Here is a 14,380-nt window from a genome sequence, read left to right as displayed (position 1 = left end):
AAAGAGTTTTTCGGCCATCCGGAGGTCGGCCTCGGTGTCGATCTCGAACCAGCGCGTGTCAGAGCAGTCGACAGTCGAAAGACGAAGTTCGCCGCGATCAATAAGAGGCTGCCTCAAAAAGAGGTGGGTGATTTCAACAGGTTATGATTCCTTCGGATTTGCGAGATTCGATGGAGAACACGATGGCCTGGACCAAAATCACCCGTCGGCAATATGCCCGGCGAACGGCACGCTACGCAAGCGATATGACGGATCGGGAATGGGGTCTGGTTCAGCCTTTCCTGCCAATGCCGCGCCGCTTGGGCCGCCCGCGGACCACGGATTTGCGAGAGGTGGTGAATGCCCTGCTTTACATCGCCACAACTGGTTGCCAATGGCGGATGCTGCCGAAGGATTTTCCACCCTGCTCGACCGTCCAGCGCTATTTCTATGAATGGAGAGCGCTGGGACTTTGGCCACGCATCAACCATCGTCTCGTGATGGAAACGCGCGAGTTGGAGGGCAAGGAGGCAAGCCCGACGGCCGGTGTGATCGATAGCCAGAGCGTCAAAACCACCGAAAGCGGCGGCATCCGGGGCTATGACGCGGGCAAGAAGACCAAAGGCCGCAAGCGCCATATCATCGTCGATACGCTCGGCCTGATGGTCGGTCTCATGGTGCACAGCGCCGACATCCAGGATCGCGACGGTGCTCCCGATCTCCTGAAATCCATCCGCCACAGGTGGCCATGGTTACTGCATGTCTTCGCCGATGGTGGCTATGCGGGCGATAAGTTGAAGCGGCGACTGAAAAAGATCGGGCGCTGGACGATCGAGATCATCAAGCGCTCAGACAAGGCGAAAGGCTTCGAGGTTCTGCCGCGTCGATGGGTGGTCGAACGGACCTTCGCCTGGCTTGGCAGATGCCGCAGATTGGCCAAAGACGTCGAACGCTCGATCGCATCAGCCGAAGCGTGGATCATGATCGCCCACATTCGTCTCATCACCAGACGGCTAGCAAGGTATGGATATCGTTGAACGCTTTTCGAATCCGACTCTAAGAGATCCCTGGATCTGTTCTACGTAGGCCGTCGTGGCGCTGGCCTCCACGGCGCATTGCAGAGCCGGCACGAGATGGACGCGCGACGTCGCGGCCGAAAACGCGGTAATATTGATGACCTTAAACAGATCCAGCGCTTGCGCCGCTTGCCGGGTCTGGTTCATGACGAAAGTCGAAACCAAGCCGTTGGCGCCGAGCTTAACGGCTGAGCCGCTCATTCCCATGGTAAAGGAGGCGACCGCAGCGACATTCTGGTCGCTCAGCGAACGCCTCTGGTTCTCAAGGGTGCGGCCGAGTACCTCACCGTCAAAAAACACATCGCCTTCGATGAAGAGCGTGTGGTCGGCGAGAAGGGTGTCGCGAGCCATCCAGAGCGAATAGGCGCTGCCCGTGCGATCGAATATCGGATTGGTAACGTAGGAAATCTCCACATTTCCGAAACGACAGCCGCAGGCCTCACGGATCGCCTCTTGCCGATAGCCGACGACGATCGTCGCCTCTGACACTCCATGCTCCGAAAGCTGATGCAGGGTGTTGTGCAGGATCGGTGTGCCAAGCACCTTCACGAGAGGTTTCGGCAGAAGATCGGTGTGGGGGCGAAGACGCGAACCAAGCCCCGCAGCCAGAATGACGGCCCTTGTTACCTCTGTCACGATAAGCCTCCGCTTCGGGAAAAAACATCTTTTGGCCGCTGACGGTCGTTCAGCGCGTTGAGCGTATCAACCACCCGTTCAAGGGCCGGGATCAGAAGTTCGCCCGGTGCACCAAACGACAGGCGCAAGCCTGCTGGATCGCCGAAGGTCGAGCCTGCCACCGCGGCGACACCGGCTTCCTCAAGGAGAATTCGTGCGATGTCATCGATGCCCTGAACCGGACCGTTGACAGGCAGCTTGGCTATTCGTTCGCCAAGGTCGAGATAAAAGTAGAAAGATCCGTCGGCCAATGGCGTCTGAACGTCCACAAGCCGCGATAGAACCGCGATGCCGTCCCGCCGCGCCGAAGCGAGGCGCTTGAACATGTCCCTCTCGAACGAGCCGTCGGAGACCTTGAGGTGGTGCAGGATCGCATGCTGGGCTATGACGTTGACATTCGACGTCATATGGCTTTGCAACTTCTTTGCTGCCGATACGATTGCCGGCGGGGCCGCGAAGTATCCGAGACGCCAGCCCGTAATTGCTAGTTCCTTCGAAAAAGAATTGACCAGAATAGTCTGCGCCCGGACACCGGGATGGGCGGTGACGATCGACTCGTGTCCGTGGCCGTTGAAGACGAAACTCGAATAACATTCATCCGAAACGATCCAGAGTTGATAGTTGACGGCGAGGTCGCCGATCGCCTGCAGGGTTGTCCGGTCGTAAACTGCGCCGGTTGGATTGTTCGGTGAGTTGAGGATTATCGCCTTCGTTTGCGACGTGACGGCGGCGTGAATGGCTTCGAGCGTCGGAATATACGTCGGCGGCTTCACATCGACGAAGACGGGCTTTGCGCCTGCGAGCAGGACCTGTGACGGAATCGTTGGCCAGCAGGGCCGGAAGATGATCGCTTCGTCGCCAGGATCGAGAATTGCGAACACCGCATTCAGGAGTGCTTGCTTGGCACCGTTGGTGATGACGATGTTCTGAGCCGCCCAATTTACATGCGTGCTCGCCGTCAGCTTTTCGGCTACCGCCTCCCGCAATGGCTCGATACCGATCGAATCCGTGTAGCGGTTGGCGCCAGCCTCGATTGCAGCAATGGCGCCTTCGCGTACTGTCGGCGGCAGCCCGATGACCACCTCGCCAGCGGCGAGATCGACGATTGGCCTTCCGGCTGCTGCTGCAATCCTGGCGATCTCGCGCGCCGCAGCCGTTCCTGGCTCTAAGAGCGAAGACATCCGTTGCGCAAGCATGTGCGCCTCCTAAAGAATTCAAGTATCGATATCCGGCTGGCGCGTCAGTCCCCGACGTCCATCATTTCTCTCTCGGCAGATAGCGATCTTCGGCCGATGCCAATTCGTCGTAACCGAGGAGATCAAAGATCTCTTCGAGTGTGGCGACTTCCGGCTCTATCCCGGCGATGCTCTCTTCGGCGGCTATACGGCCGCACACCGCGCGCATCCCGGCAACCGCAGCCCGCATTGCGTGGTTGGCCCAAATCACCGTTGAGATGCAGGCATCTCGATATGCCGAGACCGGAGTGCGGTAATATTTGGTCGGCACAATCACGATTGGAAGCTTCTGCCACTGCTTCGCAAAACCGAGGACCTCATTCGCATCGCTCTTGCGTGAATGGATAAGGATCGCGTCGGCGCCAGCGTCCGCATAGGCGTCCGCGCGCTGCAGAGCCTCGTCCAGACCGTAGCCGGCGATCAGCGCTTCGATGCGAGCGACCAGCACGAGGTCGTTCCCGGTCGTGTCCTTGACTGCTCGAAGGCGGCCGGAAAACTCATCGATATCGACGAGCGGGTGACGCTCTCCGATGAAACTGTTCCTTTTCGGGAAGACCTTATCTTCCAGGCAGACACCGGCGGCGCCGTGCTGCAAGAGCTTCATTGCCAATAGCCGGGCGTTGTTGAAATTGCCGAAGCCCGAGTCACCGTCGGCCAAGATGGGCAGTCCGCTGGCATCGGCCATCCGCTCCACCACGTGCACGACGTCGGTCCAGCTCGCCTCGTTCGCGTCTCGATAGCCAAGCGCCGAAGCGATCGAAAGTCCCGAGGCCCAAAGCCCCTTGAAGCCAGCCTGCCTGGCGATTGCCGCTGAAAGTCCATCATGAGCTTCCATGAGGAACGACAGATCGCTGGAGTAAATAAGATCAAGGAGCGTCGTTGTCGGGTTCTCAACGGCTCCGATCGGGTTGGAGATAAAAACTTTCTGATCCACTGTCATTCCTCCTTCATAAAATAAAGGCTGAATGCATTTTCGAAGAAATGCAATGACTAAACTGGTATATGTTTTAATATATCCTGGAACGGCACCGTAACTTTATATATAGCAGGACACCGGATGGTCTTTCATAAATCATTATAACTAAATATACTTTATAATATATCTTGTTGCGGGCACATGAAAATCAGTGAATGTTCGCGTGGAGCACTGTCCGGACCTTTGGCCTACTGGGCTGGGATTGATCACTTCATAAGCCCAGCCCTTGCCGTCACATTGCGGAATGGACCGCCGACAGTGATCCCAGTGGCCCGTAGAGTGACGAGCTGCTCGAAGCTGGGCACCACGCGAAATCCCGCGTCTAAAGGCAATAAGGCCAGGCCATTGCAGGCTGGCTCGCTGCTATTCGTGCAGGTTGGCTAATGGGCTCGACCTTTAAGCACTGTTCGCTTGAGGTCGACTGCTCCAAGCGATAAAACCTCCGACGAGCATTAGGAACGAGGTAAAAAAGAACACTGAATGTATACCGGCATGAGCAGCTAATACGCCCCCAATGGCCGGGCCCAGCACTTGACCGGCGTGCTGCGCCGATGTCGACCAGCCGAGGATCGCGCCGACGGCTTGCTCGGGGACGCTGTGGCGTATCACGCTGCCGATACAAGGCAGCAATCCCCCTAAAACGAGCCCCATCAATATTCGCAGCCCCACCAACTCCAAAACGTTCGTAACGAAAGCTTGTGACAGAAGGAGTGCCGCAGCGGTGCACATCGCGACAACGATAACTTTCCAGTGTCCGACGCGATCTGCCAGTCTTCCAAGGTGCGAGGCGGAAAGAACACTCCCAAACGCTGTACCCGAAATGACGAGACCGGCCCAAAGGGTAACATGGCGATTAGGCTCGACGAGTTGCGAAATGTAAATCGCTGTTATTGGTTCAATGGACATATTGGCGATCATCAGAAGCAAGCCCGTCGCCAGCATTGCCAAGACAGGCCTCCTGCTTGGGATCGTCGACCAACTGTTGGAATATTCACGCTCTGTCGTTCGAGCATTGAAATCCTCTCTGATCAAAAATGCGCTGGCAACAAAAGTGAGGAAGACTAAGGCCGCGGTCAAAAAGAACGTTTCTCGAATGCCGATTAATGTTGGTAGAAATCCGCCGATCAGCGGGCCGACGAGGTTGCCCCCCATAATCCCCGTGGCCAAGAACCCCAACGCCCAGCCAATACGGTCTTTGGGAACCTGTGTCGCTACCAAAGCATATGATCCAGACGAGTAGCCTCCGAGTAGACCGGCTAAAAATCTCATAGCCAGCAACTGCCATACATCTTGAGCCACACCCATTAAGGCCATCGCTGCGACCACGCCCAAGCTTGCGCGAACCATCATCGCCTTCCGACCGTAGCGGTCGGCAAGTCTTCCCCAGAGCGGGGCAACCAGTGCGGCCGCAAGGAAAGTCACGCCGTAAGCCACGCCCGAAAACTGCGCTATGGACGCTTGGTCGCTGACGCCTAGTTCCCGGATATATAGGGGTAAGAAGGGAAGTATCATTGTCATGGCGACGGTCGTGGTGAACGAACCGGCAGCACAAACAATAAGGTTCTTCCTCCAATAGGGTGCGCTGCTGTTCAGATACGAACTCGCATTCCCAAGCTTATTTCCACTGTTTAGCACTGTGAATCGCACTTCTTGCTGGGGCATATGGATTTCGGTGTCAATGCCGACCTCGAACCGACTGCTTCGCTTCCGAGTGCGTCGAGGATTGCTAAAGACGTTATGGATCAGAAGTCCTCCTCAGTCGCGGGATAATCCGCTCTATGGCGGAAGGGATTGACGCTGTGGTCAATGCCTTCTCCGGTAGAACGTACTCTGGTAGATATCTGACATGTTGCTCTTGTAGCCCCGGTCCGTCCGCTGGATTTAGCCGAGAAAGGAATGCTCGCCGGCAGCTCCCGCCGTTTCGCTACAGGGCTGCAAGGCTCGTGCCAAAAACACCGAAAGACTTCCTGTCAGCTTTTCAGCTATTTAACTTGAGACAAAACGAGTTTGCTCAACAAAGCTGTGTCCTAAACCCGGTGCAGACGCGTCAAATGAGATGCTCCCGCCGTCTCAACTATGCATTCCGCGGACATCTTGTAATTTCCGTTGCCAGCAGGTTGTCCACGATGAAATCGATTGTGTTCATAGAGCACGCGAACGCGTCTCTCGTGCCATTTGTTCTCTGTAGCAGTGAGGAGGCGCATAAAAGCGGCAGAGCCGGCTGCTCGGCTGACAATAACAAGATAGGTTGTCATTCTTGCGTTCAGGAAGTCGGCGACCCAGTGAGATCGTGCGCCGCACGCCATGCTGCGGCACTCGCGAAACCAGCTTAAATCAGCAGGTTTGGAGCACCTACCGTCGCTCTGCCCCACTGCCCCAAGCCATGAGCATTGTGTTTGAAAGGCATGGCGGAGCTACAACGGCTATTGCGGGAGTGTCCCACTTAACTCAAGCTGCTGAACGATCCATGCACCAAAGCCGTGCCAGCACCGTCTTTCCATCCGGCGTCACCCAGCATTCGCGACGGTAATGCACGAGCTCCGCCTTGAGCACCAGGTCGCGAACATAGACGCTTTTGTACCCCTTGAAGCGTGAGCCGGCCGGATCATTGATGTGCAAGATCTCCTGCTGGCTCATCCGGCCGTTTCGGCTGATTGCGGCGATATGCTGGTCCCTCTCTTCTTGCCGATAGCATTGTGTCACCTCCGCATTTAACCTTCGGATCGTCGCGGCGAACTCGAGCGACCTCACATAAGATCCCATGGGGAGTGAATAGCGGGCGGCGCTCTGGCAAAGTGAGGCCGTGATAACGCATTCACCTCATAGGAGACGCCGTCATGGAAGCTGGAACTTCCCAACTGCATTTGCCGACCGCTATCCGTACCGATCTTGCCGCAATTTTCGTGTCATTGGAACTCAGTCGCTCAACCTGGCTGATCACATCGTTATCGCCGGGAAACGGCGAGAGGATGTCGAAGCACTCGGTGGTTGCCGGCAACGTAACTGCATTGCTGGGTCGTTTTGCTCAGCTCCAGGAGAAGGCGCGATCTCGCACGGCCAATCAGTTTCCGATCGTGACCATTCAGGAAGCAGGACTTGACGGCTTCTGGATCGATCGTGTGCTGAAGGCAAACGGCATAGAAAGTTACGTCGTCGATCCAGCTTCAATCGCAACCTCGCGCAGGCGACGGCGAGCGAAGACGGACAGATTGGATGGCGAGGCGCTGGCCGAGCGCTGTTGGCTTTCAAGCGTGGAGAGCCTCGTGTTTGCGCAATGGTCAAAGCACCAAGCCCGGAGGAAGAAGATCGCCGACGGCTCTGCCGTGAGCGCAAGACGCTGACCGTCGAGCGGATTCAACATGCCAACCGGATCAAAGGATTGCTGTTCTGCCAGGGTATCTCCGGCTACGAGCCGTTGCGCTGCAACCGACGGAAGCGGCTCGACGAGTTGAAGACCGGCGACGGACGTCCGTTGCCGCCGCATCTCAAGGGTCAGATCAGCCGCGAGCTCGATCGGCTTGAGCTTCTGATTGAGCAGATCAAGACCGTCGAGGCTGAACGGGACGCCTTGATCGCCCTGAAGGCCGAAGGAGCATCGGCGCCACAGGCGATGTTGATCGACCTGCGAGGGATCGGTCCGGAATTTGCCGCCGTGCTCTGGTCAGAAGGTCTCTATCGGAGCTTCGACAACCGAAAGCAGATCGCGGCTTCGCAGGGCTGGCGCCAACGCCCTGGCAAAGCGGATCAGTCGCGCGAGAGCAAGGCGTTTCGTTGTCTTGCTCATATCGGCTCCGCATTCTCAGAAGTTGGAGCCTCCGGCAAACCCGGCGCGGTTCACCGCCAGATTCTTGGCCTCTCGATAACGGCACTATGGAACGCTGTTATCGGCAGCTGAATGTTCACCGCATCGCTAAAATCTTGAACGTGGGGGCGTGGGCCACGCTACCGGCGTAATCTTCGAAATTCGGCAATCAGTGGATCTAGCTGCCCCGCGTAGCTTGCAATCATCGCTGGAAGGAAGGAGGCTCGTCGAACGACAGAAAAGTCTAGCGGGAAGCCGGCGCTCTTGCTGACCATCGACATGAAAGTGAGTTGTGTGCGCCCATTGCCTTCTCTGAACGGGTGAATAGCGTTCAGCTCGGCAAGAAACTCCGCTGCCTCACGGACAAACTGTTCATCATTTCCCGCCCCGAGCGATCTTTTCAATGTGGCAAAAAGACGGTTCATTTCGCGGTCGATGTATTCGGGAAAGCAAAATGCATTTCCGCCCTTGGACGTTCGAACCGTTCGGTATTTTCCGGCCCATTTGTAAACATCTTGGAACAAATGGAAATGAACGCGACGGAAATGAGGGGCATCAAAATTGCCTTTTGGCAAAGCTTCGCGCGCCCGCAGGGTCGTCATTTCCAGCTCAAACGATTCTAGCAGTGCAGAATCACGTAACCCGAGTTTATTCTTGAGAGTTGTTGTCCTCTTATAGGCATAAGGGTCGTCGAAGGCATCGTAGCCATCCGACACTAGTCACGTGTCTTTGTATCGACGTAAGCGCGGATAACTTCAAGACGCTGCTCGTCGTGGGAAAGATTGCGTTTTTTCATATCGGCGAGACGCTTCCGGCTGGCGGCACTCAAGCTAATACCCTCGACGGCGGTGATAGCTGCAAAAGTGCGCTGCCCAAGCACATGGGTGTCGTCGGTTGATCGTATTTTCGTTTTTTTCATTCGTCGCCCACCTTCGAAGCATGCAATGGAATCAACTACCGCTAAGACAAAGTGCCCTAACGATCAAGCAGCTTTCTGGCCTCCGAGATACGATCCTTGAGCCCTTCTTGGAAACTCGGATCGCGTCGACGACTCTCGATATGAGTTGAGATCGCCGCCCTAATCACATCTGACACGGGTAGATTTTCCACGCTAGCCACCATTTCAAGCGCCTTTGCTTGCTCATCAGAGAGGCGGACTGTCATCGCTTTTGCTTGCTTCATAACTGCGTTTTTGCACCAAACTTTCGCGCTTGTCAAGTGACGTGGTATCATGGTATCACGGTGGCAAATATGGAGATAGCAATGAGCGAATCGCATCATGTTGAAGATCCGGGTCGGCCTGACCGACCCAAGGCGTATGAAATCAAGATCGACCGCACCTCATATAAGGTTCAGGAGCCGGTATTGACTGGCGCGCTGCTACGGCGCTTGCCGGAGCCCCACGTGGGGTCGGATCGCGATCTCTTTGAGGTGGTGCCTGGAGGGTCAGACCGCAAGATCGAGGCTGATACCGAGGTGGAAATGCGTAACGGTTTACGCTTTTTCACCGCGCCGGCGCAAATAAATCCAGGCAAGCAGTAAGAGGTGCTTCTAATGCTTCCATCGATTGACCAAGATTATCTGGCGGCGCGCCTATCTGGTAGTGCCGTCTCACTCGACGGCGGCATGATCTGCATCTTGATCCCTTCGTTTCCGCTACCCATTGGGTTTACTGCCTCAGGGTCTGATCTTCTATTGCGCCTCTCGCCAGGGTATCCCGATGTCCCGCCCGATATGTGGTGGTTTTCACCTGCAATAGGTCGAGTTGATGGTCGGACGATCCCCGCCACGGAGTCTCAGGAAGTTCATTTCGGTCGAACCTGGCAGCGCTGGTCGCGTCACCTCAATCCCGGGCAGTGGAGATCTGGGGTCGATTCGCTGGAGAGCTATCTAGCGCTCGTTCGCAAAGAGCTTGAGACTGCAGCTAGGTCGTTCGCTGCATGACGGCGACGCTCGTTCTTACAGAGGTGATAGCTGACGAGATCGCGGCTGCGTCCTGCAGCCCAGTGGAACGTGCTGCCGTTCTGCTCGTGCGTCGCGTCGTAGCGGAGGGCGGACACGTCCGACTGCTTGCCCGCAGCCTGCATTGGGTATCGCCGGACTCATATGTTGAGCAAAGCTCGCACCATATGCTCATTCGTTCCGATGGTTATGTAGGAGCGTTGGGGGCGGCGGAGGCGGATAGTGCGATACCAATTTGGTTTCATACGCACCCGGGTCAAGACGGTGTTCCTCTTCCAAGCACGCATGATCGTCAAGTCGATCGGGAAATCTCCGACCTCTTCCAGTTACGCAGCGGCTCTGGCTACTATGGGACCTTGATCGTGTCTCCGCGCGGACGGGATTTCGTATTTAGTGGTGAAATCATTCCTGAAAATGGAGAAACGATCGCGATTGACCGCCTTTGGGTGCTTGGAGAGCGTTGGCGGCTAATCTGCAACTTTCGGGCGCATGTAAGTCGGCCGGGCTCATTGTTCGATCGCAATGTGCGAGCATTCGGTTCGGCGATACAAACTGTCCTTGGCGAGCTGCGTGTCGGCATTGTTGGTGCCGGAGGAACTGGATCAGCCGTCGCCGAGCAACTCGTCCGGCTCGGTGTGCGTCACTTGCTACTAGTGGACAACGACGTCCTTTCCGATAGCAATGTTACCCGCGTCTATGGCTCGACCCCGCGTGATGTCGGACGGCCCAAAGCTGAAGTGTTGCGTGATCATCTGACGGCCATATCGCCCGATCTTGCCTGCACCGCGGTGCGGGGAATGATCACGATGAAGAGTGTTGCCAAGACCCTCTCAGACAGGGATGTCGTCTTCGGCTGCACCGACGACAACGCCGGACGGTTAGTTCTGTCCCGGCTTTCAACCTATCTCTTGACGCCGGTGATCGATCTCGGCGTCTTGCTAAGCAGTGACAGTCTCGGCGTACTGAGCGGCATCGATGGGCGTGTCACGACATTAGTGCCGGGCGCCGGTTGTCTGGTCTGCCGGGAGCGAGTGGATATGGCCCGCGCAGCGGCCGAGATGAAAACGCCGGAGGAACGACGACGCTTAGCCGATGAGGGTTACGCACCCGCACTTGGTCGAGTGGAGCCGGCGGTCGTTGCCTTTACAACGGCTGTGGCTGCGGCGGGCGTAAATGAACTGCTCGATCGACTGATTGGCTATGGTCCGCCCGATCGCCCCACCGAGACGCTGCTGCGTCTGCATGAGCGTGAAATTTCGACCAATCGCGCCCTGCCACGCAGCGCCCATTACTGCCACCCATCGCAAGGGAAGTGGGGCGCAGGCGAGGAAGAACCGTTCCTCGGACAACTGTGGGGGGCGGAATGAAGGTTTCCTGGTGGCATTGGCTGCCGTTTCTGCGCTGGCGGATTGTCGGCATAGCGGAGTCGGCCGACGAAGTGCCAGACCGACTACCGAATAATGGTGTCGCACTGGTAGGTGACACACACCAGACTAAGTGGATCGTTTTTGACTGTCCATGTCGTACTGGCCATCGAATTATGTTGAATGCGGATTCTGGGCGACTTCCGTATTGGAAGTTGGCTAAAGGTGCGCGACTAACAATTTCTCCGAGTATAGACTACCGCGGTAGTCAGAGGCGTTGCCATTATTTTATTCGATATGGCCGGATCATGTGGGCAAAGGATAGTGACCGATGAGTGAGACTGGAGAAACTAGGGACGAGCAGAATCCTATCGCGCCGCAGCCTCCTCGCGCAATCGAGAAGACGCCTATGTTCACGGCAATGAATGCAGCGCGTTACCAGCGTCAAACAATTATTCGCGAGATCGAGACGAGTCAGCCAAAGTTGTTATGTTATGTTGCTGGCAACAAAGCCCCGGTAGATAGACTGGACACGCTCGGCTTCGTAGATATGCTACACAATGTGCCTCCCGGCGCGCCGATCGATCTAATGCTACATACGCCGGGTGGTGATGTTGATGCCGCCGAAAAGCTGATAACGCTCCTACGAAACGCCGTTGGGGAGGAAGGGCGGCTTCGGGTCATCGTACCTGACTACGCCAAGAGCGCTGGTACATTAATGGCGCTCGGCGCCAACGCAATATTGATGAGCGACTCGTCCGAGCTTGGACCAATAGACCCACAAGTGTCGTCAAAAGACGGAAATGGTAACGATGTAATATATTCGGTCCTGACCTATCTCAACGCTTACGACGAGGCCCGGAAGGCACTGAATGATACACCAGACGATACCGCAAGTCGCATCACGTTTGAGAAATTTGACCCGATCTTAGTTCGCAAGTTTAAGTCGGTCAAAGATCGTGCTCGGCTGTTTGCTGAGAACCTCCTTAAGCGGCGTGGACTGAACTTTTCAAGGATTGCCAGCGAGTTGATGGATATTAACCGTTATCCATCGCATGGCCAGATGATCGGCTGGGAGGCGGCGAGCAACATCGGTCTCACAATCGAATATCTGCCGCCTGATGACCCAATATGGCGCAAGTATTGGGCACTCTACTGTCATCTCCGCTTGGCGATAGAGAGCGATCAGCGGATCTTCGAGTCGAATTATGTTTCGCTACTAATGTAGCGAATGTTACTGGCAACGAAGGACGCAAGCGCTACAATAGTATTCCACGTTGTGCATGGCCGAAAAGTTGAAATCCTATTTATGGGTCGAAGGTTCGATTCTGTTCAAGGCGGTGAATTAAAAGCCACTATGCCCAGCAGCGGTCATTGTTTATGGAAATTTGTCCAAGTCGCACAAAAATTTACCGAATGAATTATCGAAAAACTGGATGACGTCGTCAATTTTGTTGTGAACCGTCTTAATCGGCTGCCCGACGGCAGTAACTCCCCACGGTTTGCCGTCCAGTGAAACTTGGTCCTGCTTCGCTCTGCCGCCGTCATGTACGATTTGGTTTCGGGACTTATACAGATTCGACCAATAAGTGGCCGCGTGCGTATTAACCGCTTGTGTGAAGTATTTGTCGTTTGGCCATTGCGCTATGGTTTCGCGATAAAGCTTCAGCCACTGATTGACGGTTTTGGTTTCATAGGTGGCACCATTGAAATCTTGAAATTTTTGGTTGCCGGTGGGGGCTTGTATATTGAAATGGCTCATCGCCGCGGTAACCGCCGCCTCAAAAATCGATGTGAACGCGACAATGATACGGTTACGCGCATCCGGGACGAATTCACCGCACCTGATTTTCTCTATCAAATCATCGATCGTTGTGGTCGATGTGAAGATACCACTCGGAAAATCATTGCTTAATAGAACTATCGACCTTGAAAATAAAATCTTCGCATCTTTTTCCTTCACTAGCGTCTCGAGGAACAGCAAGCAGGCATAGAGATCTGCCTGGGCGGTGACCGAGCTAATTAAAGTCTCGAGTAAAGCCTTGACCTCGGGAGTCTTTATAGCGGGTAATGCTCCTCGCATACGATGCATGGGCGGAAAATGTACTGTGTCCAAACCCGGTCTCCTACTAAACCGCCAATTTCATTATGTCAGCTGTTGCATGCTCATCCTTAAAAAAACATCAATCCACCACCGTCTCGAATGATCCTCTGGGAGTATGTGGGAGGCAGCTGTTCGGACTAGAGATTAAACACAGCAGTCCTACCAATTTGGCCACGGTGGTTTGATCGGCGGAGGGTTGACTAGCGTCGCACGATTGACCGCTTCGGGCAAAGCGTAAAGCTTGGTCTGGCTAACCTGAACGTCCGCATTCTCGATATGGACGCTGAAGTGGTCAGTCCCTCGGCACCAAATCGGTCGTTCCTGCAGTCGCCTGGAATGATGTGATAGGTCGGGCAATGCCCGATAAGCGTTGCGCCGCTCTGCTGTCAGGTCGAACTCAGCGGTAAAGGTGGTCTGCCCGGTTAAAACAGTCTCGTCGAGCATTCGAGCTAGCGCGATTGCCAACGCGTGATGTGCAGTTATCATCCTTGGTGTTGTGAAAGTCGATCCGCCTAACTCCGGCTGACGCATATTTGCTGATCCAGCGCCGGGCGGACTCAGCCGGCATCATCGCGGCGGTCTGCACTTGACCGCCTTGGTGTTGGCCCAGTCCTGACACGCCAGTGGAACGCTTGCTCCCATGGCTCCGTCCAATCTCTCCACAAGCCGACGTAACCGCTTGCCAAGCCGCTCGTCTGCGAAGGTGGAACCGGCAAGTTCGTCATCAAACCACGCATTCACTCCTGCGTCCATTGGCACCGCTCTTGTGCGATTCGGTGCCAGACAAGGAATCACGGGCGATTCCTGCTACGCAAGAGGGCAAAGCATCAAGGCATCCTCACCGGAATGAAATGTGGGTAACTGAAAGCGTCATCGGGCCTATACAACCTCACATCCGGTCGCCGCACTTGGCGGCTGCACCATTATCCCGCTTTCGACGGGCACGGGCTCAGTCAAGGTCGCCGCCGAGAAAACAGGGAACTAACGCGATCAATCGGCCTTGCGCACCGTCGATTGAATTAAAAAGCTGTAGCCAACCGCACTGAGACCAGCGCATCTGTTATTTCTTCACATGCCCTTGCGCGCACGGAATTGACTGCAGATTCGGCAACGGTGGTTGCGACGGGCAGGTCGGCGCGCTAGCGGATTGCGAATTTGATGATGCCACTGCGGTTGGAGCGGACATAGGACAGAAGATGCAAAGTGT

Annotated in this window: 12 protein-coding genes and 2 pseudogenes; 5 read left to right on the top strand and 9 right to left on the bottom strand. The window is 55.6% G+C overall.

What is annotated here, in order from left to right; all coding sequences use genetic code 11:
- Nucleotides 1-182 precede the first annotated feature (182 nt).
- Complete coding sequence (locus tag CCGE531_RS32195) at nucleotides 183-1,016, top strand: IS5-like element ISRtr4 family transposase (protein ID WP_004126132.1); 834 nt, start codon at nucleotides 183-185, stop codon at nucleotides 1,014-1,016.
- Here the strand turns inward: CCGE531_RS32195 and CCGE531_RS32190 are convergent.
- From CCGE531_RS32190 to CCGE531_RS32165, 5 genes and pseudogenes are all read right to left on the bottom strand, one after another.
- Nucleotides 993-1,691: a phosphocholine cytidylyltransferase family protein gene (locus CCGE531_RS32190; RefSeq protein ID WP_120670946.1), complete on the bottom strand. Its 699-nt coding sequence runs from the start codon at nucleotides 1,689-1,691 to the stop codon at nucleotides 993-995. The two genes, CCGE531_RS32195 and CCGE531_RS32190, sit on opposite strands and share 24 nt — an antisense overlap.
- Nucleotides 1,688-2,926 carry an aminotransferase class I/II-fold pyridoxal phosphate-dependent enzyme gene (locus CCGE531_RS32185; RefSeq protein ID WP_120670945.1) on the bottom strand — a complete coding sequence of 413 codons (1,239 nt, stop codon included), beginning with the start codon at nucleotides 2,924-2,926 and terminating at the stop codon, nucleotides 1,688-1,690. Before CCGE531_RS32185 ends, CCGE531_RS32190 begins: the two co-directional genes overlap by 4 nt.
- Nucleotides 2,927-2,987: 61 nt before the next feature.
- Nucleotides 2,988-3,905 carry a phosphoenolpyruvate mutase gene (gene aepX, locus CCGE531_RS32180; RefSeq protein WP_120670944.1) on the bottom strand — a complete coding sequence of 306 codons (918 nt, stop codon included), beginning with the start codon at nucleotides 3,903-3,905 and terminating at the stop codon, nucleotides 2,988-2,990.
- Between the two features lie 432 nt (nucleotides 3,906-4,337).
- On the bottom strand, nucleotides 4,338-5,603 hold the full coding sequence (locus CCGE531_RS32175) for an MFS transporter (RefSeq protein ID WP_120670943.1): 1,266 nt from the start codon (nucleotides 5,601-5,603) through the stop codon (nucleotides 4,338-4,340).
- 819 nt (nucleotides 5,604-6,422) lie between these two features.
- Nucleotides 6,423-6,581: pseudogene (locus CCGE531_RS32165) on the bottom strand (cell division protein ZapB); the annotation flags it as partial.
- Between the two features lie 197 nt (nucleotides 6,582-6,778).
- Here CCGE531_RS32165 and CCGE531_RS32160 point away from each other — a divergent pair.
- Nucleotides 6,779-7,736 (top strand): annotated as a pseudogene (locus tag CCGE531_RS32160) (IS110 family transposase); the annotation flags it as partial.
- A gap of 147 nt (nucleotides 7,737-7,883) precedes the next feature.
- Here CCGE531_RS32160 and CCGE531_RS32155 read toward each other — a convergent pair.
- Together CCGE531_RS32155 and CCGE531_RS32150 are read right to left on the bottom strand one after the other, a co-directional pair.
- Nucleotides 7,884-8,459: a Fic family protein gene (locus CCGE531_RS32155; protein WP_120670942.1), complete on the bottom strand. Its 576-nt coding sequence runs from the start codon at nucleotides 8,457-8,459 to the stop codon at nucleotides 7,884-7,886.
- On the bottom strand, nucleotides 8,459-8,662 hold the full coding sequence (locus CCGE531_RS32150; protein WP_120670941.1) for a hypothetical protein: 204 nt from the start codon (nucleotides 8,660-8,662) through the stop codon (nucleotides 8,459-8,461). Before CCGE531_RS32150 ends, CCGE531_RS32155 begins: the two co-directional genes overlap by 1 nt.
- 344 nt (nucleotides 8,663-9,006) lie before the next feature.
- Between CCGE531_RS32150 and CCGE531_RS32140 the strand changes: the two genes are divergently transcribed.
- From CCGE531_RS32140 to CCGE531_RS32125, 3 genes are all read left to right on the top strand, one after another.
- Nucleotides 9,007-9,285: a multiubiquitin domain-containing protein gene (locus CCGE531_RS32140; protein WP_162944151.1), complete on the top strand. Its 279-nt coding sequence runs from the start codon at nucleotides 9,007-9,009 to the stop codon at nucleotides 9,283-9,285.
- A 398-nt stretch (nucleotides 9,286-9,683) separates the two neighbouring features.
- Nucleotides 9,684-11,072 carry a ThiF family adenylyltransferase gene (locus CCGE531_RS32130; RefSeq protein WP_120670937.1) on the top strand — a complete coding sequence of 463 codons (1,389 nt, stop codon included), beginning with the start codon at nucleotides 9,684-9,686 and terminating at the stop codon, nucleotides 11,070-11,072.
- 328 nt (nucleotides 11,073-11,400) lie between these two features.
- On the top strand, nucleotides 11,401-12,297 hold the full coding sequence (locus CCGE531_RS32125; RefSeq protein WP_120670936.1) for a hypothetical protein: 897 nt from the start codon (nucleotides 11,401-11,403) through the stop codon (nucleotides 12,295-12,297).
- Nucleotides 12,298-12,447: 150 nt separating this feature from the next.
- Here CCGE531_RS32125 and CCGE531_RS32120 read toward each other — a convergent pair whose 3' ends face one another.
- Nucleotides 12,448-13,185, bottom strand: coding sequence for a hypothetical protein (locus CCGE531_RS32120; RefSeq protein WP_162944149.1), 738 nt, complete (start codon nucleotides 13,183-13,185; stop codon nucleotides 12,448-12,450).
- 555 nt (nucleotides 13,186-13,740) lie between these two features.
- Nucleotides 13,741-13,926 carry a transposase gene (locus CCGE531_RS32115; protein ID WP_245459572.1) on the bottom strand — a complete coding sequence of 62 codons (186 nt, stop codon included), beginning with the start codon at nucleotides 13,924-13,926 and terminating at the stop codon, nucleotides 13,741-13,743.
- Between the last annotated feature and the right edge of the window lie 454 nt (nucleotides 13,927-14,380).

It is taken from the genome of Rhizobium sp. CCGE531 (assembly GCF_003627795.1).
Lineage (GTDB): Bacteria > Pseudomonadota > Alphaproteobacteria > Rhizobiales > Rhizobiaceae > Rhizobium.
The sequence above is the reverse complement of the archived record's forward strand: the minus strand, read 5'-3'. Positions and strand labels throughout refer to the sequence as shown.